The organism is Ensifer sp. CCNWLY38, from assembly GCF_037120565.1.
Lineage (GTDB): Bacteria > Pseudomonadota > Alphaproteobacteria > Rhizobiales > Rhizobiaceae > Ensifer > Ensifer adhaerens_H.
Window position 1 is genome coordinate 224675 of the sequence record NZ_JBBBBO010000004.1, and the last position, 20810, is coordinate 245484.

General features: G+C 64.4%; 18 protein-coding genes. 3 read left to right on the forward strand and 15 right to left on the reverse strand.

All coding sequences use genetic code 11. The features are described 5' to 3' along the window. Positions 1 to 3: 3 nt before the first annotated feature. The 7 genes from V7S54_RS10705 to V7S54_RS10735 form a co-directional block, all read right to left on the reverse strand. On the reverse strand, positions 4 to 423 hold the full coding sequence (locus tag V7S54_RS10705) for a GFA family protein (RefSeq protein ID WP_065375645.1): 420 nt from the start codon (positions 421 to 423) through the stop codon (positions 4 to 6). A 112-nt stretch (positions 424 to 535) separates the two neighbouring features. After that, positions 536 to 2134, reverse strand: a complete 1599-nt coding sequence (locus V7S54_RS10710; RefSeq protein WP_336408371.1) for an MFS transporter — start codon at positions 2132 to 2134, stop codon at positions 536 to 538. Continuing rightward, a complete protein-coding gene (locus tag V7S54_RS10715) occupies positions 2127 to 2591 on the reverse strand; it encodes an SRPBCC domain-containing protein (RefSeq protein WP_065375643.1) in 465 nt (154 codons plus the stop codon). The genes V7S54_RS10710 and V7S54_RS10715 overlap by 8 nt, the downstream gene beginning before the upstream one ends. Positions 2592 to 2769: 178 nt before the next feature. Continuing rightward, positions 2770 to 3336, reverse strand: a complete 567-nt coding sequence (locus tag V7S54_RS10720) for a TetR/AcrR family transcriptional regulator (RefSeq protein ID WP_065375642.1) — start codon at positions 3334 to 3336, stop codon at positions 2770 to 2772. Continuing rightward, positions 3333 to 3827, reverse strand: a complete 495-nt coding sequence (locus V7S54_RS10725) for an HPP family protein (protein WP_065375641.1) — start codon at positions 3825 to 3827, stop codon at positions 3333 to 3335. The genes V7S54_RS10720 and V7S54_RS10725 overlap by 4 nt, the downstream gene beginning before the upstream one ends. Positions 3828 to 3947: 120 nt before the next feature. Beyond that, positions 3948 to 5942, reverse strand: a complete 1995-nt coding sequence (locus V7S54_RS10730; protein ID WP_065375640.1) for a CocE/NonD family hydrolase — start codon at positions 5940 to 5942, stop codon at positions 3948 to 3950. A 56-nt stretch (positions 5943 to 5998) separates the two neighbouring features. Further along, positions 5999 to 7588, reverse strand: a complete 1590-nt coding sequence (locus V7S54_RS10735) for an ABC transporter substrate-binding protein (protein ID WP_065375639.1) — start codon at positions 7586 to 7588, stop codon at positions 5999 to 6001. A gap of 160 nt (positions 7589 to 7748) precedes the next feature. Between V7S54_RS10735 and V7S54_RS10740 the strand changes: the two genes are divergently transcribed. Together V7S54_RS10740 and V7S54_RS10745 are read left to right on the forward strand one after the other, a co-directional pair. Continuing rightward, complete coding sequence (locus tag V7S54_RS10740) at positions 7749 to 8543, forward strand: helix-turn-helix domain-containing protein (protein WP_065375638.1); 795 nt, start codon at positions 7749 to 7751, stop codon at positions 8541 to 8543. A gap of 58 nt (positions 8544 to 8601) precedes the next feature. Further along, a complete protein-coding gene (locus V7S54_RS10745; protein ID WP_065375637.1) occupies positions 8602 to 8943 on the forward strand; it encodes a PAAR domain-containing protein in 342 nt (113 codons plus the stop codon). Between the two features lie 10 nt (positions 8944 to 8953). On the opposite strand, the gene V7S54_RS10750 is transcribed toward V7S54_RS10745, so the two are convergent. Then, positions 8954 to 10384: a LuxR C-terminal-related transcriptional regulator gene (locus tag V7S54_RS10750; RefSeq protein ID WP_065375636.1), complete on the reverse strand. Its 1431-nt coding sequence runs from the start codon at positions 10382 to 10384 to the stop codon at positions 8954 to 8956. A 146-nt stretch (positions 10385 to 10530) separates the two neighbouring features. Here V7S54_RS10750 and V7S54_RS10755 point away from each other — a divergent pair, with 146 nt between their 5' ends. After that, positions 10531 to 10788, forward strand: a complete 258-nt coding sequence (locus V7S54_RS10755) for a DUF1127 domain-containing protein (RefSeq protein ID WP_065375635.1) — start codon at positions 10531 to 10533, stop codon at positions 10786 to 10788. Between the two features lie 122 nt (positions 10789 to 10910). On the opposite strand, the gene V7S54_RS10760 is transcribed toward V7S54_RS10755, so the two are convergent. The 7 genes from V7S54_RS10760 to V7S54_RS10790 form a co-directional block, all read right to left on the reverse strand. Beyond that, complete coding sequence (locus V7S54_RS10760) at positions 10911 to 12542, reverse strand: ABC transporter ATP-binding protein (protein ID WP_065375634.1); 1632 nt, start codon at positions 12540 to 12542, stop codon at positions 10911 to 10913. Next, positions 12535 to 13362 (reverse strand): ABC transporter permease, encoded by an 828-nt coding sequence (locus V7S54_RS10765; RefSeq protein WP_065375633.1) that lies wholly within the window; start codon positions 13360 to 13362, stop codon positions 12535 to 12537. Before V7S54_RS10765 ends, V7S54_RS10760 begins: the two co-directional genes overlap by 8 nt. Beyond that, positions 13359 to 14474: an ABC transporter permease gene (locus V7S54_RS10770; RefSeq protein WP_065375632.1), complete on the reverse strand. Its 1116-nt coding sequence runs from the start codon at positions 14472 to 14474 to the stop codon at positions 13359 to 13361. Before V7S54_RS10770 ends, V7S54_RS10765 begins: the two co-directional genes overlap by 4 nt. Continuing rightward, the gene (locus V7S54_RS10775) at positions 14471 to 16060 is read right to left on the reverse strand and encodes an ABC transporter substrate-binding protein (RefSeq protein WP_065375631.1); all 1590 of its coding nucleotides are present in this window, start codon (positions 16058 to 16060) and stop codon (positions 14471 to 14473) included. Before V7S54_RS10775 ends, V7S54_RS10770 begins: the two co-directional genes overlap by 4 nt. Positions 16061 to 16451: 391 nt before the next feature. After that, entirely contained in the window at positions 16452 to 17234 is a 783-nt protein-coding gene (locus V7S54_RS10780) for a carnitinyl-CoA dehydratase (protein ID WP_065375630.1), read from the reverse strand. A 5-nt stretch (positions 17235 to 17239) separates the two neighbouring features. Continuing rightward, positions 17240 to 19306: an acetate--CoA ligase family protein gene (locus tag V7S54_RS10785; RefSeq protein WP_065375629.1), complete on the reverse strand. Its 2067-nt coding sequence runs from the start codon at positions 19304 to 19306 to the stop codon at positions 17240 to 17242. A gap of 231 nt (positions 19307 to 19537) precedes the next feature. Continuing rightward, positions 19538 to 20698, reverse strand: coding sequence for an acyl-CoA dehydrogenase family protein (locus tag V7S54_RS10790; RefSeq protein WP_065375627.1), 1161 nt, complete (start codon positions 20696 to 20698; stop codon positions 19538 to 19540). Positions 20699 to 20810: the final 112 nt, after the last annotated feature.

Sequence of the window (20810 nt, forward strand, 5' to 3'; positions counted from 1 at the left end):
CGGTTACATGAAGCGCGTGTCTTCCGGCGGATTGAAATGATCGTCGGCGCGGCCGTTCTCGTAAATGATCGGAGCCTCGCCCAGTTCCGCGTCGCTGACGCCGTCGAGGCAGGCGACGTTGACCGCGTAGAAATGGCCGAGAAAATCCTTGTGATAGCCGCGCGAGAAGGGGCGGACGCCGCAGCGGCTGCAGAAATAATGATCGACGTCGCCCACGTTCCAGCTCGAGTTGTCGGCCCGGTAGCTCGTGAGCTTGTCCTTGCCGGCGGTGATCTCGAATTCTTTTCGGAGCGCAAAGGCCTTCTGCATCCGCGTCTTGGCACAGAAGGAACAGTTGCAGCGGCGGATGCCATCGGCAAGATCGAGCTGGCATTCGAAGGCGACGGCACCGCAATGGCAGCCGCCGCGATAGAGCTTCTTCATCGTTTCCTCCCTGATTTTGGCCGCGCCTCACCGTACGCCGGCCGGGCGGCCGACGCCGATGAAGGCTGTGCTGTGTTCCGTTTCCGGTCCGGCGCCCTGACGCCGGGCGTCGTTACCCGACGGTGCCCGAAGGGGCCGGCCGATCGGCGATGACCGGATCCTTGCCGTCGCCGTCATCGCTCGCCTTGCGCAGGAGCAGGAAGGCCATGAGCGCGGTGGCGAGCGACAGGAATACGCAGATCGAGGCGGTGAAGGCGAAGGACTGGGTGAAGACGCCGCGCGCCGCCGTCAGTAGACGCTCGGCTTCAGCCGACGGTAGATCGGCGGCGACGGCCACCGCGCCGCCGAGCGTCTGCCGGGCCGCGGCGATCGTCTCTTCCGGCAGGCCGGTTACCACCAGCCCGTCCATCCGGCCGCGATAGGCCGAGGTCAGCAGGCTGCCGAGCACGGCGATGCCGAGCGCGCCGCCGAATTCAAAGCTGGTTTCCGGGATCGCCGAGGCCGCACCCGCACGTTCCGGCGGTGCCGAGCCGACGATCATGTCTGTCGTCAAGGTTCCGATCGAGGCGAAGCCGAGGCAGAGGACGACGAGACCCGTCGTGACGAGCAGTGGGCTGCTCGATGTGCCGACCTGGGTGCAGATCGCGAAACCGATGGCCGCCAGCACGAAACCTGCGGCAATCAGGTTGGAGGCGGCGATGCGTGTGGCAAGCATCGGAACCCCCATCGAAGCGAGGATCATCGCGACGCCCGTTGGCATCGACCAGAGCCCGGCGACGAAAGGCGAAAGCCCGAGGACGAGCTGCAGATACTGCGCCACGAACAGGAACGCGCCGAAGCCGACGAACATGCCGAGGATGTTGACGCCCAGTGCCGCGCTGAAGGTGGGTGTCTTGAACAGCCTCAGATCAATCAAGGGATCGGCAAGCCGGAGCTGGCGCCGTGCAAACAGGATTGCGATGGCGATGCCGAGAAGGATGAAGAAGATCGCCGTCGTGTCGAGCCCGGCCTCGGCGATATGCTTCACGCCGTAGATGGCCGAAAGCACTGATATCAGCGACTGGGCAGCGCTGGTGAGATCGATCCGGCCGGCCTCGGGATCGCGGAACTCGGGCAGCAGGATCGGTCCGAGGACGAGGATGAGCGCCATCACGGGCACGGCGAGCAGGAAGACCGAGCCCCACCAGAACTGCGACAGCATGAGGCCGCCGACGACCGGGCCGATGGCGCCGCCCGCGGAGAAGCTGGCAAGCCAGACGCCGATCGCGAAGGTGCGCTGCCTGTCGTCGAGGAACATGTTGCGGATCAGCGAGAGAGTGGAGGGCGCAAGTGTTGCGGCCGCAACGCCGAGCACGGCGCGCGCCAGGATCAGTGTCTCTGCGTTCCAGGCGAAGGCGGCGAAGATCGAGGCGAGGCCGAAGGCGATCGAGCCGATCATCAGCAGCCGCCGGCGGCCGATGCGGTCGCCGAGCGTGCCCATAGTTATCAGGGAGCCCGCGACCATGAAGCCGTAGATGTCGATGATCCAGAGAAGCTGGGCGGCGGAGGGTTTCAGCTCTTCGGTCAGTTGTGGGACCGCAAGGTTCAGCACGGTCAGGTCCATGGAATAGAGCATGCAGGGCAGGGCCAGCACGGCGAGCCCGATCCATTCGCGCCGGGTCGCCCTAGGGCCGGGCGTCACAGGGCTTTGCAGGTTTGCGATCTCAGACATGTTCGACGTAATCCTTGAGCCGCTCGAGGCACTCGCCCCAGCCTTCCTGGTGCGAGTCGCGCTCCTCGACGGTCTCGAATGGTGTTTGCTGGAAGGTCAGCCGCGTCCGGCCGCCGATATCGGCAAAGGACACGGTGACCAGCGTGTCGGTGCCGGGCTCGCCGTCTTCATCCCAGGCGAAGGTGAAGACCAGTTTTTCGGGCTCGCGCACTTCGCGATAGACGCCGCTCATCCAATAGTCCTGGCCTTCGGGCGAGCGGATGCAGGCGCGCCAGGCGCCGCCGGGGCGGAAATCCATGCTCAGCGAATGAGGCGTGAAATCCCGCGGTCCCCACCAGCGCAGCATGTGCTCGGGCGTCGACCAGACCTTGAAGACAAGGTTCACCGGCGCTTCGAAGTCGCGCACGATTTCCAGTCCGATTTCTTTGCGCGTTGCGTTCGCGGTCGCCGCTGTCATCCTGCCTCCCTCCCTGAGCGGTCCAGTGCGCCCAGTCTTTAACCTCAGAGTTATTTAACTCATCGGTTAATATCTGCGCACGACACGGGTTGTCAAGGCGCGCAGCGTCCGAGAACTGAGTTTTGTCAATTGCCGCGGCGCGGGAGGTGTGGGCCGTTTCCCGCCGATATTTCGCTCTTCACGCCGATGCGGGCAGGCACCGCGGCTTCAGCCGGGCGAGCACCCGGCCGAAGGCGCCGGGATCGTCAAGGCTGCGGGCAAGGATCAACGCCCCCTGGATGCCGCCGACGATTTCCTCGGCGAGCGCGTTGCATTCCGCCTTTGGCGTGCCGGCGCGTTCAAGCGTCGCAGCGAGATCGGCGCGCCAGTCGGAGAAGTAACCGTTGAGTTCGCGTGCGAAACGGTCGTGGGCGCCGCTTGCGGCGATTACCCCCATCAGGCACAGCCTGCGGCCCTGGCGGAAATAGCCGTCCACGCCCGCAAACATTGCCTCCAGCGCTTGCGCCGGGTTTTCCGTGTCGCGCAGCGCGTCGAAGATGTGGGTGCGGAACCAAGCGGCGATGTCACCAAGCACGGCCTCGGCCATCTCCTCCTTACCGCCGGGGAAGAAATGGTAGAGGCTGCCTTTGCCAAGGCCGGTCTTTTCGGTGATCAGGCTGAGGCTGGTGCCATCATAGCCGTGTTCGCGGAAGATTTCCGCCAGCGTGGCAATGACGTCCTTTCGTTCGGCGACGATGCGGCTCATGCCGGCTTCCTCACCAGCGGATACTCCACCTTCGCGAAACGGTGGAAGAGGGCGCCAACGGCGACGAGGATGAGTGAGCCGGTCAGCACGGGGAAGAGCAGGAACTCGAAACCGGGATCGGCCGAGAAGACGACGAGCGGATTGGCGCCCGCCGGTGGATGGGTGATGCGCAGCGCCGCCATCAGCGCGATCGCCGCGCCGACGGCGATTGCCACTGCCCACCATTCGTTGGGGAAAAAGGCTCTCAGGACCAGGCCGACGAGCGTGGCGACGACATGGCCGCCGACGACATTGGCCGGCTGCGACAGCGGGCTTGATGCGACCGAGAAAATCAGCACGCAGCTTGCGCCGAAAGGCGCCATCAGCAGCGGATGGCCGACGAGATTGGTGAGCGCGCCGACGGCGGCGATGGCGACGAGGCCGCCGATACCGGCAATGAGGCCGCGGTTGATATGAACGGGAGGCTGGTGACGCGAGAAGAAGTGGCGCATTTGTGTACCAATCGGTCAAGTGTTTACCGATTGGTACAATGACTTGCCGATGAAGTCAAGAGAGTACTGCCGGACCGGGCGTGGCGGCGGCCAACGGCCCGCCCGTTCCTGGCGCGCACCTCACATGAAATCGCGAGGGATGCGCTTCTTGAAGTGCTTCTCGAAGAGCTGCCTGTCACCCTCATAGGCGACGACTTCAGCCTCGGTGATCCACTCGCTTTCGGTGCAGTGGAGCGTCGAGGTCGAAACCGTGCGCACCGACCAGCCGTCGCGCTTGGCGACACAGGTCCAGGTCGAGGTTCCGATCATCGAGAGCGGATCGTCGGGCGCGATCGACCAGGTTTCGTCGCGGATGTCCTGGGTGGCAAGGCCGGTATCCGGATGTTCGGAGAGGCCGGTGTCCTCGTAGATCCGGTAGTGGGTCATGCCATGGGTCATGTCGCGCTCGACGGTGCGGCTCGATGTACCGCGTGTCAGTTCGCGGTATTTCGGCAGCGGATCGGGGTTTTCCGGCTCGGGCACGGCGATTTCGCGGTGAGCGCCAAGCAGCGGAAGCGCCAGCGACAGGCTTGATGTGTCGATCGTGAGGCCCGGCTCCGTGGGTGATGGCAGGATCAGCGGCCAGTAGGAGGTGGAGAGCGACACGCGAATGCGGTTGCCCGCACGGAAGCGGTAGCCGCAGGCGTCGAGCGCAAGCGTGATCCGCGTCTTGCGGCCGGGCTCCATCGCCCTTGGGCTTTCGTTGCCGTCGCGATGCGCAAGGTTCAGGACGCCGAAGGCGACGCGGGTCGCGGTGCCATCCGGATGCACGTCGACGAGGCGCACGGCGAGGTTGGCGGTTGCCGCCTGGCAGCTGACATCGACGGTCAGCGTCGGCTGGCCGAGATAGTCGGCGGCAGCAAGCAGCGGCGCCGTCTCGAACACAAGCGAGCCGGCATCGTCGATGCGCTGATCACCGGCCATTTCGGCGTCGGGCTTCAGGGTGAAATACTCGCCGGATGCCGTCCCGGTATCGAGCGGCGATTTCAGGTAGATCTCGCCGATACCGGTGCCGCCGGCCGAAGGCGTGAGCCGCCCGTCATGGGAAACGCCGAAAAGCTGCATGTCCGGCGATGCCCACGCTTCCTTCGCCACCCAGCGGCCGGGATCGCTGTCGCGCCGGAGCGACGGGCGCGGGCCGTCGAGCATATAGGCGCGCACCTGGGGGCCGTCCTCGGCGCCGTTCTTCTCGTCGCGCAGCCAGCGGTTCCACCAGCGGATTGCCTCGCCGTGAAAATCGGCGCGCGGCTTCGGGAATGCAAAGTGCGGATACTTGTGCACCCAGGGGCCGATCAGGGCCTTCGCCTTGTCGCCGAGACCCTCGACTGCCTTCAAGGGCGTGTTGCGGTAACCGTCAGCCCAGCCGGCGATGACGAGTGCCGGCACCTCGACGCTTTCGAAATCCTCCGCGATCGAGCCGTGCTGCCAGAAGGCGTCGCGGCGCTGGTGCTCCAGCCACTCCTCCATGAAATAGGGCTCGTTCTCCAGCCGCTCCAGCCACATTTCCTTCCAGCGGTCGCCGACGATTGCGGGATCCGGCGAGCGCGACTGGTAGCCGAGCATGGTCGCCGCCCAGGAAAGCTGGGCGGAAAGGTGGCAGCCGTTCTTGTAGTGGATGTCGTCGTTGTAGCGGTCGACTGTCGAGGCGATGGAGATAACGGCTTTCAGCGCCGGCGGCTTCAGGGCTGCGACCTGCAGGCAGTTGAAGCCGCCCCAGGAGATACCCATCATGCCGACCTTGCCGTTGGACCAGGGCTGCGCCGCGATCCATTCGATGATTTCGCACCCGTCCGAAAGTTCGCGCGGCGTGTACTCGCCATCGATGACGCCATCGCTTTCGCCGGAGCCTCTGATGTCGACGCGCACGCCGGCAATGCCGGCGGCGGCAAAGACGGGATAGGTGGATTCGTCGCGCAGACTCGTGCCGCCCTGCTTGCGGTAGGGCAGGTATTCGAGCACGGCCGGAACCGGCGCGGCTCCCGCGCCGGCGGGCATCCAGATGCGGGCGGCAAGCCGGGTGCCGTCCTTCAGCCGGATCCATTCGTTTTCGATCACAGTGAATTCACGTTCTGACATGTCGTTCTAGCACTCTATCTCTTTGTTCTCTCTGGCACTTCCGGACGCGGAATTGCTTAGCTGTCGAACCAGACGCGGCTTCCGACATAGCCATTGGAAAGATCGTTGCCGATGTCGTCGACGAAGCCCTTGAGCGAGGCCGAGGCGGCGTTCACGTAATCGTTGAAGACCGGCAGGATCAGGCCGCCTTCGTCGCGCACCGTCATTGCCATCGTGTGGTACATCGCCTTGCGCTTGGCATCGTCGAGCTCGGAGCGGGCCTGAAGCAGGAGCTTGTCGAAGTCCTCGCGCTTGAAGCGCGTGTCGTTCCACTCGGCGGTCGAAAGGTAAGAGGTCGAGTAGCGCGAATCCTGCGTCGGCCGGCCGCCCCAATAGGAGGCGCAGAAGGGCTGCACGTTCCAGACGTTGGTCCAGTAGCCGTCCTCGGGCTCGCGCCGCACTTCCAGCTCGATACCAGCCTTCTTGGCGCTTTCCTGGAAGAGCACGGCTGCATCGGCAGCACCGGGGAAGGCGGCGTCGGAGGTGCGCAGCAGGATCGGCCGGTCATGGCCGGATTTCTTGAAGTGGAAGGCGGCCTTGTCGGGGTCATAGGCCCGCTGCTCGATGCCTTCCGGCGCCAGCGCATAGTTGCCGTTGACCGGATAGTCGTTGCCGAGCGTGCCGAAGCCGCCGAGCACCCGGTCGAGGATCGCCTGGCGATCAACAGCATATTTCAGCGCCAGCCTGAGGTCGTTGTTGTCGAAGGGCGCGGTGTCGCAATGCATCAGGAAGCTGTAGAAGCCCTTGCCGGCGGTCCTGAGGATCTCGACGCGCGGCGCGCGCTTCAAAAGCGGCACGGTCTTCGGGTCGATGTTGTTGATGAAGTGGACCTGGCCGGACGAGAGGGCTGCGATGCGCGCCGTCGTGTCGTTCATCACGATGATCTCGACACTGTCGACGAAGCCGCGGTCCGAGCGCCAGTCAGCGGCGTTCTTCTCGAAGGTGGCGCGCAGGCCCGCCTCGTAGCTTGCAAGCTTGTAGGGGCCGGTGCCGATCGGCGAGGCCGGATTGTCGACGCCGCCCTTCGGCTGGATGATCAGGTGATAGTCGGTCAGAAGCAGCGGCAGGTCGGCATTGCCTTCGGTGAGCGTCAGCACCAGGCTGCCTGCCTTCTCCTCGATCGTCTTGATCGAGCGCATCAGTCCGAGGGCACCGGACTTCGAGCCTTCGTCCGCATGGCGCTTCAGTGTTGCGACGACGTCGGCGACCGTCAGCTTGCTGCCGTCATGGAAACTGACGTCGCCGCGGATCTTGAAGGTCCACTGCGACGCATCCGCCGAAGGCTCCCAGGATTCGGCAAGGGCCGGCAGCGGCGCGCCGGTCTTCGGGTCGGATTCGACCAGCGTGTCGCCCCAGAGGTGACCGATGACGAAGGAGACGGAACCGCTATAGGCGGCGGGGTCGAGCGAATCGGTGGTGGCGCCGCCCTTGAGACCGAGCTTCAGATGGCCGCCGCGCTTCGGCTCCTCAGCCCGCGCGTCGCCCGCCGCAAGCGTTGCACCGAGGCTGGCCGCAAGTCCAAGCGCTGCACTGCCGGCCAGGAAGCCGCGCCGGCTGATGCCGGCGGGGACGAGAAGGCCGTCGGGTCGCTTCGTGAATTCGGTCATTTCAAGGTTCCCTTTGGTGAGATGTTTATCGGGAAAACCTAACGGCTGCAGGCGCGCGCACAATTTCGCGACTTGACGCGTTTTTACGCGCTTTTACGCTATCCGTTCGCCGCCGGCTCATATCAGGGCGGCTGGCGCGAAGGTGAGGGCGGATAGCACAATGCAGGACATCGAAATCTTCTCGACCAATCTCAGGTTTGCCTGCGCGACGCGGCGCTCGATCTCGCAGATCTGTCGCGAGATCGGCATCAACCGGCAGCAGTTCAACCGCTATATCGGTGGCGAAGCGCGGCCGTCACCGCACAATGTCGCGCGCATCGCCCGCTTCTTCGGACTGGCGGCCGAGGACTTCGCACTACCGGCAAAACAGTTCGAGGCGCGCATGACGCGACCGGACCGCGATCGCTCGGACGCCGGCCTGCTGCTCGAAGGCTTTCCCGGCGACATCGCGGGCTTGAGGCGCCATATCGGCTACTATCAGACTTACCACGTTTCGCTCTCCTGGCCGGGGTTGGTCGTCTGCTCCTGCGCCCGGATCTACGAGGAGGCGGGCTCGATCCGGGTCAAATCGATCGAGCGCATCCGCGACCCGAAAAACGAGATCCAGCAGTTCTCGAAATATGTCGGTCTCGTCACCTTCTGGCGAAACCGCATCTTCGTCGCCGAGCGCAGCATCGGGCGCGAGCCGATGCTGGCGCAGACGATCCTTTTGCCTTTCGAAGTGCACCAGCGCGTCTATCTGCGTGGCACGACCATGGGGGTTTCCTGGCGCAAGGAGAACCTGCCCTATGCGTCTCGGATGATCTGGCGATCTCTTGGGGCTCAGCCGGATCTGCGCCAGATGCTCTCGCGCTGCGGCGTGCTGTCCTTTGCCTCGCGCCATCTGCCGCAGACGGTCCGCGCTTTCCTCGATGCGCCCGATGCCGAGCTCTTGACCGTGCCGACTGAATATTGAGGTGCGGGCGGGCCCGTGTGATAGCTTGCACCGGCAAGGGACAATTGGAGGAGAGATCATGAAAGCTGTAGCGGCCGTCACTGCCTGCCTTTGGTTTGCCGTGCCGGCTCCGTTTGCGATGGCCGAGGAGGCGCGGGCGCCGATTCCATCCTGCGCGCTTTCGGGCGCCTCCAGCGTGATGATCGGCGGCCAGCCGGCGCTCAGGCTCTCCGACGTCGCCAATTGCCCGCCGGAACTCTACGAGGTGGTGCCGAGCATCATGATCGAGGGCCAGCCGGTCGTGCATTTCCGCGCGGGTGCTGGCGCCAAGGGCGATTGTACCGCGAAGGCAGAACCGTCTGTGACGTTTGAAGGCGAAGCCGCCCAGCGCGTGGGCGACGTCGATTGCCGGCAGAAGTGAGATTGCGCCGTCAGTCGAGCATCGCCAGCCGGGCTCCTTCCTGAACGGCTTTGAGCGCCGGCGGGTTGGTGACCGGGTAGCCGGCGATGAAGCGCTCGACGGAGAAGTCCGGGAACTCGGTGCGTAACCGTGATGCGGCGCTTGCCGCTTCTTCGGTCTCTCCGATACGGGCGTGTCCCATGGCCTGAAACATCAGCGTATTGGGCGATTCTTGTGAACTGCGTCCCAGCGCCGAAAGGCTCTCCGCATGACGGCCGATGACGAAGAGGACGCGACCGAGCATGCCGTAGTACCAGGGGGGAGCCAAGGGATTGAGGGACAGCGCCTTCTCGATCAGCGATATCGCTTCGTCCGGATCTCCGGCCACCAGAGCCTTGCTGCCGGCCAAGAGCGCCAGGGTATCGGCATTGTGCTTGCCGTGCTCGAACGCGTGCGCCTGGGCGTCGGCGGCACCTTTGATGTCGCCGAGGCACGCCTTGAGATCGCCAAGGCAGGTATGGGCGAACGGGTTTGCCGGATCGAGGCGCAAGGCCTCCTCGATAGCCGATCGCCAGTTCCCGATGGTCGTATCAAAGTCAATGCCATAGCCGTTGCACGCCTGGACGGAGTAGGCATAGGCCAGTTCGGTCCAGGCCCTTACCCGTGCGGGGTCCAATTCGAGCGATCGCGTGAGGAGGTGGATTGCCGCAGCGTTTCCCTCTGGGCTGAACCGGTTGAGCTGTTCGACGCCGAGAAGATAGTAATCGTAGGAATGCAAGTTCGGGGGGGCCTTCTTGCGGCTGGCATTGCGCCTGAGGGCGGCCAGCTTGCCGAAGCAGCCTGCCAGCGCGTTGACAACGCTCTCCGTCAAATCGTCCTGAAGCGAGAGTATGTCTCCGATCGGCCGGTCGTAGCGTTCGCTCCAGAGCGTCATACCGGAGCGCGTTTCCGAGAGCTGGATCGTCAGCCGCACCTGCCGGTCGTCGGCGCGCACTTGGCCGGTCACCGCATAGGTCGCGCCGATGGCCCGGACATGGTCATCGTAGCTCTCCGCACGATTGCCGAGCAGCTTCATGGTGTGAAAGGCGACAACAGGCAGATCCGCGTAGCGCGCGAGATCGACGCAGATATCCGACGACAGGCCGTCGGCAAACCGGCGCCAGCGCCGCTCTTCGTTCAGGCTTTCGATCGGGAGCAGGGCGAGGACCGGCGGACCTTGCTCGGCCGCTGCCGCGGTCATTCCCTCCGCTGGCCCAGCTATCTCCGACGCCAGCGCGATCTTGTTGCGGACGCCGAGCTTGCCATAGATCGTCGCGAGATGGCTGCGCACGGTCGATGGCGCGATGCAGAGCGCTTCGCCGATCTGCCGGTAGGTCAGGCCGGCAGCAAAGCGTTCGGCGACTGCGCGCTCGCGATCCGACAGGATCGCAGGCACAAAGCGACGCGTCAGGATGCGGGTCATACCTGCCTCCTTGTTTCACCGGTTCGGTTCTGCTGCGGCTTCAGTAAAATACTACAAATGCTGGAGGCAAAACACCGCACATGTGCGATTGCCGCATAGCCCTATGAGGCTAGAGTTTGCGCTGAACATCACGTGGGAGGACGACCATGAGCAAGCTTCTGTCAGGCATGTCCGACTTCTACCACGCCGTATTCGAGGACGTTGAGCAGACGTCCGAGCCCGGCGATGGCCGCATCACCAAGTGGTTTCACCCGAAGCGTCTCTTTGCCATGTGGGACGATCGTCAGCACTACCGCGATCAGCTTGCCCATATGGCAGCCGATGCGCCGGAGTTGATCGATGATATCGGCCTGACCGAAAAGCAGATCGATACCGAGGTCAAGAAGCATTTCTGGGAGCATTGACGCGAGCTCACGGGCAGCGTGAAAGCGTCTTTGGCATCCTGGCGCGGAATCCGAGCATTGGGGGCAGAAAAGCCGACCGCCTGTGCGGCGGTCGGCTTCCATTTTAGATCCGTTCGATGGCTTCAGTTGCCGGCGCTTTCCATGCGCCGGGTTTTCAGCACGCGCTCCAGCCAGCCGATCTCCATTTCCGGAACCGACTTCAACAGCAGGTCGGTATAGTCGTCGAAGGGTGGCGACAGTACCTTCGACTTCGGCCCGAAGCGCACGAGGCGGCCGCGATGCATGACCGCGACGCTGTCGGCGATCGCCCGGACGATGGCGATGTCGTGGGTGATAAAGACATAGGAAACAGCGGTTTCCTCCTGAAGCTTCAAAAGCAGATTCAGGATGCCTTCGGCCACCAGCGGGTCGAGCGCCGAGGTCGGCTCGTCGCAGAGGATCAGCTCCGGCTTGGCGGCCAGCGCCCGGGCGATCGCCACGCGCTGTTTCTGCCCGCCGGACAGCTCGGCCGGATACCGATCGAGGAAGCGGCTGCCCATCTCGATCTGGTCCAAGAGTTCCTTGACCCGCTCCGACTTCTTCTGGCCGTGCATGCCGAAATAGAAGGAGAGGGGCCGGCCGACGATGTCGCGCACCGTCTGGCGCGGGTTCATTGCCGTGTCGGCCATCTGGTAGATCATCTGGATGCGGCGCAGCTCGTCATTGCTGCGGCCCTTCAAGGCCCGCGGCAGTTCCTTGCCCTCGAAGCTGATGCGGCCCTCGGTCGGCGGCAGGAGCCCGGTGATGACCCGGGCGAGCGTCGATTTGCCCGAGCCGCTTTCGCCGACGATCGCCAGCGTCTGGCCCTTGGGCAGATGCATCGAGACGTCGTGCAGCACCTTGAAGCCGTTGGCGTAGCCGGCGCTGACATGCTCGATCTTCAATTGCGCCCCGGCCTGGTCGGCCGCCTCGTCGCGCTTGGTCTGGCGGACGCTGACGAGTGCGCGGGTGTAATCCTCCCGCGGTGCCTCGATGACCTGCTTGGTGGTGCCGTATTCCACGGTCTTGCCATGGCGCAGCACCATGATGTCGTCGGAGATCTGGGCGACGACCGCGAGATCATGGGTGATGTAGAGCGCTGCCGTATGCGTCTCCTCGATCGCGTGCTTGATCGCGGCGAGCACGTCGATCTGGGTCGTCACGTCGAGCGCGGTGGTCGGCTCGTCGAAGACGATCAGCTCCGGATTGGGGCAAAGCGCCATGGCGGTCATGGCGCGCTGGAGCTGGCCACCGGAGACCTGGTGCGGATAGCGGTCGCCAAAGGTTTCCGGATTGGGGAGGCCCAGCACCCGGAAGAGATAGAGCGCCCGCTTCTTCGCCTCCTCCCGGCTCATGATGCCGTGGCGGAGCGACGCCTCGATCACCTGGTCGCCAAGCCGGTGGGCCGGGTTGAAGGCGGCGGCCGCGGATTGCGCGACGTAGCACACGCGGGCGCCGCGGATCGAGCGGATACCGTTCTTGTCGAGCGTCAGGATGTCCTTGCCGTCGAGCAGGACCTGGCCACCGGTGATACGCACGCCGCCGCGGCCATAGGCGAGCGCCGAAAGGCCGATCGTCGACTTGCCGGCGCCGGATTCGCCGATGAGGCCGAGCACCTTGCCCTTCTCAACGTCGAAGGAGACGCCCTCGACGAGGGTCACGACCTTGGGTGGTTCGCCCGGCGGATAGCTGGTCGCTTCGATCTTGAGGTTCTTGACGGAAAGCATCTCAGGCATCGCCGCGTCCTCCCTTGAGGCTCGAGGTTCGTTTCATCAGCCAGTCGACAACGAGGTTGACGCAGATCGCCAGCGTCGCGATTGCAGCCCCTGGGATCAGTGCCGCCGAGATGCCGAAGATGATGCCGTCCTTGTTGTCCTTGACCATGCCGCCCCAGTCGGCGGACGGCGGCTGGATACCGAGGCCGAGGAAGGAGAGGGTGGAGAGGAACAGGATCGAGAAGGCGAAGCGCAGGCCGAATTCGGCGAGCAGCGGCGACAGCGTGTTCGGCAGGATTTCGCGGAAGATGATCCAGAGCGAGCCTTCGCCGCGCAGCCTTGCGGCCTCGACGAATTCCATGACCGCGACGTCGAGTGCCACGGCGCGGCCGATGCGGAAGACGCGGGTGCTGTCGAGCACTGCCATGACGAGGATCAGGATCCACAGATGCTGCGGCAGCACGGCGAGAACGACGAGGGCGAAGATCAGCGTCGGGATCGCCATCATCAGGTCGTTGAAGCGGGAGAAGAGCTGGTCGGTGAAACCGCCCACGACGGCCGCGGTGAAGCTCAGGAGCATGCCCAGCGAGAAGGAGAGCACGGTTGCCGCCAGCGCCACGAAGATCGTGGTGCGGGCGCCATAGACCAGACGCGACAGGAGATCGCGGCCGAGATTGTCGGTGCCGAGCAGGAAGTCGCCGCCGGCCGGAAGCCAGATGTCACCGACGACGTCGCGTTCGCCGAAGGGGGCGATGACGGGTGCGAAGACGGCGCAGAAGATCGCAAGGGCGATGCCGGCGATGCCGACCCAGGCGCTGAAGGGGATGGATCTCAGGTTCATCGCGGATGCCTCAGTCTCGGGTTGGCGATGATTGCGAGAATGTCGGCCGCCATGTTGAGGAAGATGTAGAAGGCGGCGAAGATCAGGCCGCAGGCCTGAACGACGGGCATGTCGCGCACGGTCACGGCATCCACCATGTATTGCCCCATGCCGGGATAGACGAAGACCACCTCGACCACGACGACGCCGACGACGAGATACGCGAGGTTCAGGGCGATGACGTTGATGACGGGTGCCACCGCATTGGGAGCCGCATGGCGCGCGATGATGCGGAACATGCTGAGGCCCTTGAGTTCAGCGGTCTCGACATAGGCAGACGACATGACGTTGAGGATCGCTGCCCGGGTCATGCGCATCATGTGGGCGAGCACGACGAGAACGAGCGTGGCGACCGGAAGTGCGATGGCTGAAAGCCGCTCGGTGAAGCTCATGCTGTCATAGACGGTCGCCGGGAAGGTCGCGACGCCGAATTTGACGGCGAAGAACATGATCAGCAGATAGCCGACGAAGAACTCGGGCAAGGAGATGGCCGCGAGCGAGACGACGTTGATGATCTTGTCGGGCAATCTGTTGCGGAACTGCACCGCCAGCATGCCGAGGCCGACGGCGAGCGGCACGGAAATGAATGCTGCGAAGAAGGCGAGGAACAGCGAATTGCCGAGGCGCTTGCCGATCTGTTCGCCGACGGAATTCTTGCTGGCCCAGGAGGTGCCGAAATCGCCTTGCACCGCGCCGCCGAGCCAGGAGAGGTAGCGCTCGGTCCACGGCTTGTCGAGGCCGAGATCCTTGCGGATGTTTTCGACCGCCTGCGGCGTTGCGGACTGGCCGAGATAGGTGGTGGCGAAGTCGCCGGGGAGCGCTTCGATGCCGCCGAAGATCATCAAGGACACAGCGAAGAGAAGCCCGACGCTGAGGCCGAGGCGCTGAAGGATCAGCGCCACGAGAGGGCGACGGAAAGTGAAGCGCCGCCAGAAGGTGCCGCCGATTTCACCCTGGGCGGCTGGGTTGGGTTTGGCTGGTACTCCGGAAAGTTCGGCGGGACGCGGATGGGTTCCATCCGCGTTCCCTTCCGTCGGAACCGGACCAGTGAGCGGTCCGCTTTCCATCGTCATGCGTCCAGCCACACCCGGGTTGCGACATAGCCGTTCGACATGTCGTTGCCGATATCGTGCACGTAGCCCTTCACCTGCTTGGTGGAGGCGTTCACGAAGTCGTTGAACATCGGCAGGATCAGGCCGCCTTCGTCGCGCACCATCATCGCCATGGTGCGATACATCTCCTTGCGCTTGGGCTCGTCGAGTTCGGCGCGGGCCTCGAGCAGGATCTTGTCGAAATCCTCGCGCTGGAAGCGGGTGTCGTTCCAATCGGCGCCGGAGTGGTAGGCGGTCGAGTACATCTGGTCCTGGGTCGGACGTCCGCCCCAGTAGGAGGTTGAGAAGGGCTGGACGTTCCAGACGTTGGTCCAGTAGCCGTCGCCCGGTTCGCGTTTGACCTCGATTTCGATGCCCGCCTTCTTGGCGCTATCCTGGTAGAGCACGGCCGCGTCGACCGCGCCCGGGAAGGCGACATCGGAGGTGCGCAGCAGCACCGGGCCGCTATGGCCCGACTTCTTGTAGTGGAAGGCCGCCTTGTCGGGGTCATAGGCGCGCTGCTCGATGCCTTCCGGGAAGAGGGCATAGGTGTCGTTGATCGGGAAGTCGTTGCCGACCTTGCCGTAGCCACCGAGGATGCGCTCGACCATGGTCTCGCGGTCCATCGCGTATTTCAACGCCATGCGCAGGTCGTTGTTGTCGAAGGGCGCCGTGTTGCAATGCATGAGGAACACGTAGTGGCCGCGGCCGGACGTGGTCAGGATTTCGACGGTCGGCGCCCTCTTCAACAGGTTGACCGTCTTCGGGTCGACACGGTTGATGTAGTGGACCTGGCCAGAGGAGAGGGCGGCGATGCGGGCGGTCGCGTCGTTCATGGCGATCAGTTCGACCGTATCCACGTAGCCGCGGTCGGTGCGCCAATCGTCGGCGTTCTTTTCGAAGGTCGCGCGCACGCCGGGTTCGAAGCTCGTCACCTTGTAGGGGCCGGTGCCGATCATGGCATCGGGATTGTCCAGGCCGCCGTTCGGCTGGATGATGAGGTGGTAGTCGGAAAGCAGCAGCGGCAGGTCGGCATTGCCTTCCGTCAGCGTCAGCACGAGCTTGCCGCCGTCCGCCTTGATTTCCTTGATCGACTTCATCACGCCGAGTGCGCCGGACTCCGACTTGTCATCGGTGTGGCGATGGAGGGTCTTGATGACGTCGTCGACAGTCAGCTCCTTGCCGTCGTGGAACTTGACGCCCTTGCGGATGGTAAAGGTCCAGGTCGACGCATCGGCCGACGGTTCCCAGGATTCGGCAAGAGCCGGCACCGCGGCGCCTGTCGTCGGATGGCTTTCGACGAGCATGTCGCCCCAATTGCGGCCGACGACGAACATGAATTGTGAGAGAGCCTTGGCCGGGTCCTTCGAGTCGGTCGCGGCAGCACCCTCGAGGCCGAGTTTCAGATGACCGCCGCGCTTCGGCTCCTGCGCCGCTGCGCTGGTCGCAAACAGCGTGCCGGCCGTCGAGGCGAGAATGCCGGCGGCGGCGGCGCGTCCGAGAAACTCGCGCCGGTTCATCTTGCCGAGCATGACCTGTCGTGTGAGGTAATCCTTGTAATCGCTCATTCCCCTGTTCCCTTCTTTGTCGGCATTCGCCGTTCGTTGTGGTTGTTAGAGATTGCTGCGTACAGCCATTGTATCGATGGCATTTCGGATCGGCCCGGGCGGCCGCTTCTTGTTTCGTCGGGTTTCATTCTCCTTTCGTCGACCGGGCGCATTAGCTTCAGATCGATAAGCGTAATCGCTGGAACTGTTCTTGTAACGCCCTAAATTACAATTTATTTCCATAAGCTTGGCTTATGGACGCGTGGTTTATGGCGCGCGGCATTGCCCGCGCGTCTCGTCACGTCTCAATGCCGGTCGCCCGGCTCGGTTCCCCGCGCCACCAAGGATGGCGGTGGGTCTATTTAGAGCGGGATGCGGGCGGAAAACCGCACACACTTTTCCTCATCCCGCTCTAGCGGCCCTTCCAGACGGGGTCGCGCTTCTCGGCGAAGGCGCGGGCGCCCTCCAGTTGGTCTTCGCTCGAATAGAGAATGTCGACGGTCTTGAACTGCCGCTGGGTGATCTTGTTCATGGTCGTCTGGAAGGCTTCGCCTTCGGCGGCGCGCACCACTTCCTTGATCGCGGCGTAGACCAGCGGCGGCCCGCTCTCGAGCAGGCGCGCGAGTTCCCAGGCCCGTTCCATCAGCTTGCTCGCCGGCAGAATCTCGTTGACGAAGCCCCAGCGGTGGGCCTCCGCCACATCGAGCCAACGGCCGGTGAGCAACATGTCCATGGCGATATGATAGGGGATGCGCTTCGGCAGCTTGATCGAGGCGGCGTCAGCAACTGTGCCGGAGCGGATCTCAGGTAGCGCAAAGGTCGCGTGCTCTGCCGCCAGGATCAGGTCGGTCGACAGCGCGATTTCGAGACCGCCGCCGCAGCAGATGCCGTTGATCGCCGCAATGATCGGCTTGTTGAGGTCGCGCAGCTCCTGCATGCCGCCGAAGCCGCCGACGCCATAGTCGCCGTCGACCGCGTCGCCGTCAGCCGCCGCTTTCAGGTCCCATCCCGGACAGAAGAATTTTTCACCGGCGCCGGTGATGATCGCGACGCGTAAGCTGTCGTCGTCGCGGAAGTCGCGGAAGATCTCGCCCATCACCCGGCTGGTCTTCAGGTCGATGGCATTGGCCTTCGGCCGGTCGATCGTGACTTCGAGAATGCCGCCTTCGTGGCGCGTGAGGATCGGTCCGGTCATCAGGGTCAGTTCCTCCGGCGGATGAGGGCGTCGGCGGCAACGGCTCCCTGGCCATTGGGCAACACCATCAAAGGATTGATATCGAGTTCTTCGAGCTTCGAGGCGTTTGAAACGACATAGGATGCCGCTGCGGCGACAGCCTCGACCAATGCCGCGAAATCGCCGGCCGGGCCGCCGCGATAGCCGTCGATGAGCTTGCGGATCTTCAGTCCGGCGATTGCCTCACTTATCGCTTCCGGTGTCGTCGGCAGCGTCAGGATGGCGGAATCGTCGAGCAGTTCCACCAGGATGCCGCCGGCGCCAATCGTCAGCACGGGGCCCGCGACTGGATCGCGCATGGCGCCGATGATCAGTTCGGCGACTGGTTTTGCCACCATCTTCTCGACGAGATAGCCCGAGGCGACGGCGGCCATGGCCTTCGCCGCGCTGTAGACGTCATCTCGGTTCGCGAGGTTGAGCTTCACCGCGCCCGCTTCGGTCTTGTGGGCGACGCCCAGACCCTTGAGCACGACGGGGAAACCGAGGGCCTCGGCAGCGTTTGCGGCCTCTTCGGCGGTCGCCGCTGTTCTGCCTTCAGGCACCTTGAGGCCAGAAGCGGCAAGCTCCACCTTCGCCTCATGTTCGCTGAGTGTGATCGCCTCGCCAGCAGCGCTGCCGCTGCCGTCGAGCAGGCGGGGCGGGACCGGTTTCACCCAGGTGGTGCCGATGTCGGCGGCCGTCTCGATCGCGGCCAGTGCCTCCTCGATGCCGAAGAAGGGGACGACGCCCGCCTTCATCAGGAAGAGGGCGGTCGCCTCCGGCATGTTTTCGCCGAGGCTGGCGACGATGCCGGCGCGGGCGCCCGTTGCCCGAGCCGCGTCGATCACCGCATGGCAGGTGGTCTCCCAGTCGGCCGGGTCGCATCGGTCAAGGCGGGGGAAGTCGAGTACGAGCAGATTGATCGCATAGCCTCCCTTCATCATGGCGGTGAAGGCGGTGGTCTGCTTCTCGCGATTGCCCCAGACGAAGGTGTGGTAATCGAGCGGGTTGGCGATCGTCACCATCTCGCCGAGCGCGTCCTTCAGCGGCTTCTTCTGCTCGTCGCGCAGCGCCCGGTAATTTACCCGGTAGCGCTCGCCGGCGTCCGCCATCAGCGAGGCCTCGCCGCCGGAGCAACTCATCGAGGAGATGTCGCGGCTATCGAGCGGTCCGGCCACATGCAGCAACTTCAGCGTTTCCAGGAGTGCGGGCAGGGTGTCGACCCGGCCGATGCCGAGACGGGCAAGCAGCGCCGAGGAGACGCGGTCGTTGCCGGCAAGAGACGCGGTGTGCGACACCGTCGCCAGCTGGGCGGCTTCGGATTTGCCGACTTTCAGCGTCACCACCGGCTTGCCGAGTTCGCGCGCCCGGGTCGCGAGCCGCTCGAGGGCGGCCATGCTGTCGAAGCCTTCGATATGCAGGCCGACGGCTGTGACGCGCGGATCTTCCAGCACGGCACAGGCGATGTCGGACAGGCCCGTCTGCGCCTGGTTGCCGGCGGTCATGACATAGGCGAGCGGCAGGCCGCGCGTCTGCATCGAGATGTTGCAGGCGATGTTGGAGGACTGCGTCAGGATCGCGACGCCCTTTTCGACGCGCTGCATTCCATGCTGGTCCGGCCAGAGCAGAGCGCCGTCGAGCATGTTGATGAAGCCGTAGCAATTGGGGCCGACGATCGGCATGTCGCCGGCGGCCGCCACCAGCGCCTCCTGCATGTCGTCGCCGTCGTCAAGCTCGCTTGCCGCCTCGCGAAAGCCCGAGGCGTAGCAGACCGCGCCGCCGGCGCCGCGGCTTGCGAGATCGCGGATGATATCGATCGTCAGCTGCCGATTGACGCCGACAAAGGAGGCATCCGGTGCGCCGGGCAGTTCCGCCACCGAGCGGTAGCACTTGCGACCGAGGATCTGGTCCTCGCGCGGATGCACCGGCCAGATCTCGCCGGGAAAACCCATCTTGTCGCATTGTTCGATGACACGCCGGGCTTCCTTGCCGCCGAAGACGGCGATGGTGCGCGGGCGGATCAGACGGTCGAGGGAGCGGGGGGTGGAAGTCATCGCGCCAGACACTCCCTCACACCGATGGCCGTCGGAGCGCTCGCCAACAACGCCCTCATTCCTGTGCTTGTCACAGGAATCCAGCCGGCTTGCGTCGGCAAGCCGGTGAGGACTTCCATCTCGAACCGTATGCGCTGCTTGCTTCGGTCATGCGCGGCACGGACGTGCCGCTGCTGGATTCCTGTGACAAGCACAGGAATGAGGGAGGGAGAGAGGTTGGTCACCATCCCGTCACGCCCCCAGCGGCCGGAGCAGGTCGCGGCTGATGATGTGGCGCTGGATTTCAGACGTGCCGTCCCAGATGCGCTCGACGCGGGCGTCGCGCCAGAAGCGGGCGAGCGGCAGGTCGTCCATCAGGCCCATGCCGCCGAAGATCTGGATCGCCTCGTCGGTGACGCGGGCGAGCATCTCGGTGGCAAAAACCTTGGCGGACGCGATTTCGCGGTTCGACGGCAGGCCGTTATCGAGCCGCCAGGCGGCAGACAGCGTCAGGAGGTCGGCGGCGTCGATCTCGGTGATCATGTCGGCGAGCTTGAAGGAAACGCCCTGGTTGGCGCCGATCGGCTTGCCGAACTGCTTGCGGTCGGCGGCGTAGTTCAGCGCATAGTCGAAGGCGCGGCGCGCCCGGCCGACCGAGGTCGCAGCCACCGTCAGCCGCGTGGCAAACAGCCAGTCGTTGGCGACGTCGAAGCCCTTGTGCACTTCGCCGAGGATCTGGGCGGAGGGCAGGCGGCAGTCGTCGAAGGTCAGGATGCAGTTGTTGTAGCCGCGATGGGAGACGGAGTTGTAGCCCTTGCGGATCTCGAAGCCGGGCGTGCCGCGGTCGACGAGGAAACAGGTGATCTTCTTCTTCGGGCCGCGCGGCGTGTCCTCTTCGCCGGTGGCGATGAAGACGATGACGAAATCGGCGATGTCGGCATGGCTGATGAAGTGCTTGGTGCCATTGACGATCCAGTCGTCACCGTCCTTGCGGGCAAAACACTTCATGCCGCGCACGTCGGAACCGGCATCCGGCTCTGTCATGGCGAGCGCATCGAACTTGTCGCCCTTGACCGCCGGCAGCAGGTATTTCTCGCGCTGCTCGGCATTGCACGCCATCAGGATGCCCGAGGGGCGGCCGAAGAAGACGGTCAGGCCCATCGAGCCGCGGCCAAGCTCGCGCTCGACGAGGGTAAAGGAGGTGTGGTCGAGACCGGCGCCGCCGACTTCTTCCGGAAAATTGCAGCCGAAGAAACCGATCTCCTTGCACTTGCGGGCGATCTCCTGGCCAAGCTCGCGCGGAACCACGCCGGTGCGCTCGACCTCGTCCTCATGCGGATAGATCTCCGTTTCGACGAAGCTCCTGACCGTATCGACGATCATCTGCTGTTCTTCGGTCAGTGCGAAATTCATTGTTCTCTACCCCTCGTTTTCGCGCCGCTGACGTCCATTCCGCAAACGAGGGATGCCTCCTCAAGCCTCCCTCCACTGCGGTTCGCAGCCCCGCCGCCGGTGCGGCGAAGCT

Excerpts from the sequence above, each read along its gene's own strand:
- V7S54_RS10705 (WP_065375645.1), bottom strand. The coding sequence starts at position 423 with ATGAAGAAGCTCTATCGCGGCGGCTGCCATTGCGGTGCCGTCGCCTTC.
- V7S54_RS10710 (WP_336408371.1), bottom strand. The coding sequence starts at position 2,134 with ATGTCTGAGATCGCAAACCTGCAAAGCCCTGTGACGCCCGGCCCTAGG.
- V7S54_RS10715 (WP_065375643.1), bottom strand. The coding sequence starts at position 2,591 with ATGACAGCGGCGACCGCGAACGCAACGCGCAAAGAAATCGGACTGGAA.
- V7S54_RS10720 (WP_065375642.1), bottom strand. The coding sequence starts at position 3,336 with ATGAGCCGCATCGTCGCCGAACGAAAGGACGTCATTGCCACGCTGGCG.
- V7S54_RS10725 (WP_065375641.1), bottom strand. The coding sequence starts at position 3,827 with ATGCGCCACTTCTTCTCGCGTCACCAGCCTCCCGTTCATATCAACCGC.
- V7S54_RS10730 (WP_065375640.1), bottom strand. The coding sequence starts at position 5,942 with ATGTCAGAACGTGAATTCACTGTGATCGAAAACGAATGGATCCGGCTG.
- V7S54_RS10735 (WP_065375639.1), bottom strand. The coding sequence starts at position 7,588 with ATGACCGAATTCACGAAGCGACCCGACGGCCTTCTCGTCCCCGCCGGC.
- V7S54_RS10740 (WP_065375638.1), top strand. The coding sequence starts at position 7,749 with ATGCAGGACATCGAAATCTTCTCGACCAATCTCAGGTTTGCCTGCGCG.
- V7S54_RS10745 (WP_065375637.1), top strand. The coding sequence starts at position 8,602 with ATGAAAGCTGTAGCGGCCGTCACTGCCTGCCTTTGGTTTGCCGTGCCG.
- V7S54_RS10750 (WP_065375636.1), bottom strand. The coding sequence starts at position 10,384 with ATGACCCGCATCCTGACGCGTCGCTTTGTGCCTGCGATCCTGTCGGAT.
- V7S54_RS10755 (WP_065375635.1), top strand. The coding sequence starts at position 10,531 with ATGAGCAAGCTTCTGTCAGGCATGTCCGACTTCTACCACGCCGTATTC.
- V7S54_RS10760 (WP_065375634.1), bottom strand. The coding sequence starts at position 12,542 with ATGCCTGAGATGCTTTCCGTCAAGAACCTCAAGATCGAAGCGACCAGC.
- V7S54_RS10765 (WP_065375633.1), bottom strand. The coding sequence starts at position 13,362 with ATGAACCTGAGATCCATCCCCTTCAGCGCCTGGGTCGGCATCGCCGGC.
- V7S54_RS10770 (WP_065375632.1), bottom strand. The coding sequence starts at position 14,474 with ATGACGATGGAAAGCGGACCGCTCACTGGTCCGGTTCCGACGGAAGGG.
- V7S54_RS10775 (WP_065375631.1), bottom strand. The coding sequence starts at position 16,060 with ATGAGCGATTACAAGGATTACCTCACACGACAGGTCATGCTCGGCAAG.
- V7S54_RS10780 (WP_065375630.1), bottom strand. The coding sequence starts at position 17,234 with ATGACCGGACCGATCCTCACGCGCCACGAAGGCGGCATTCTCGAAGTC.
- V7S54_RS10785 (WP_065375629.1), bottom strand. The coding sequence starts at position 19,306 with ATGACTTCCACCCCCCGCTCCCTCGACCGTCTGATCCGCCCGCGCACC.
- V7S54_RS10790 (WP_065375627.1), bottom strand. The coding sequence starts at position 20,698 with ATGAATTTCGCACTGACCGAAGAACAGCAGATGATCGTCGATACGGTC.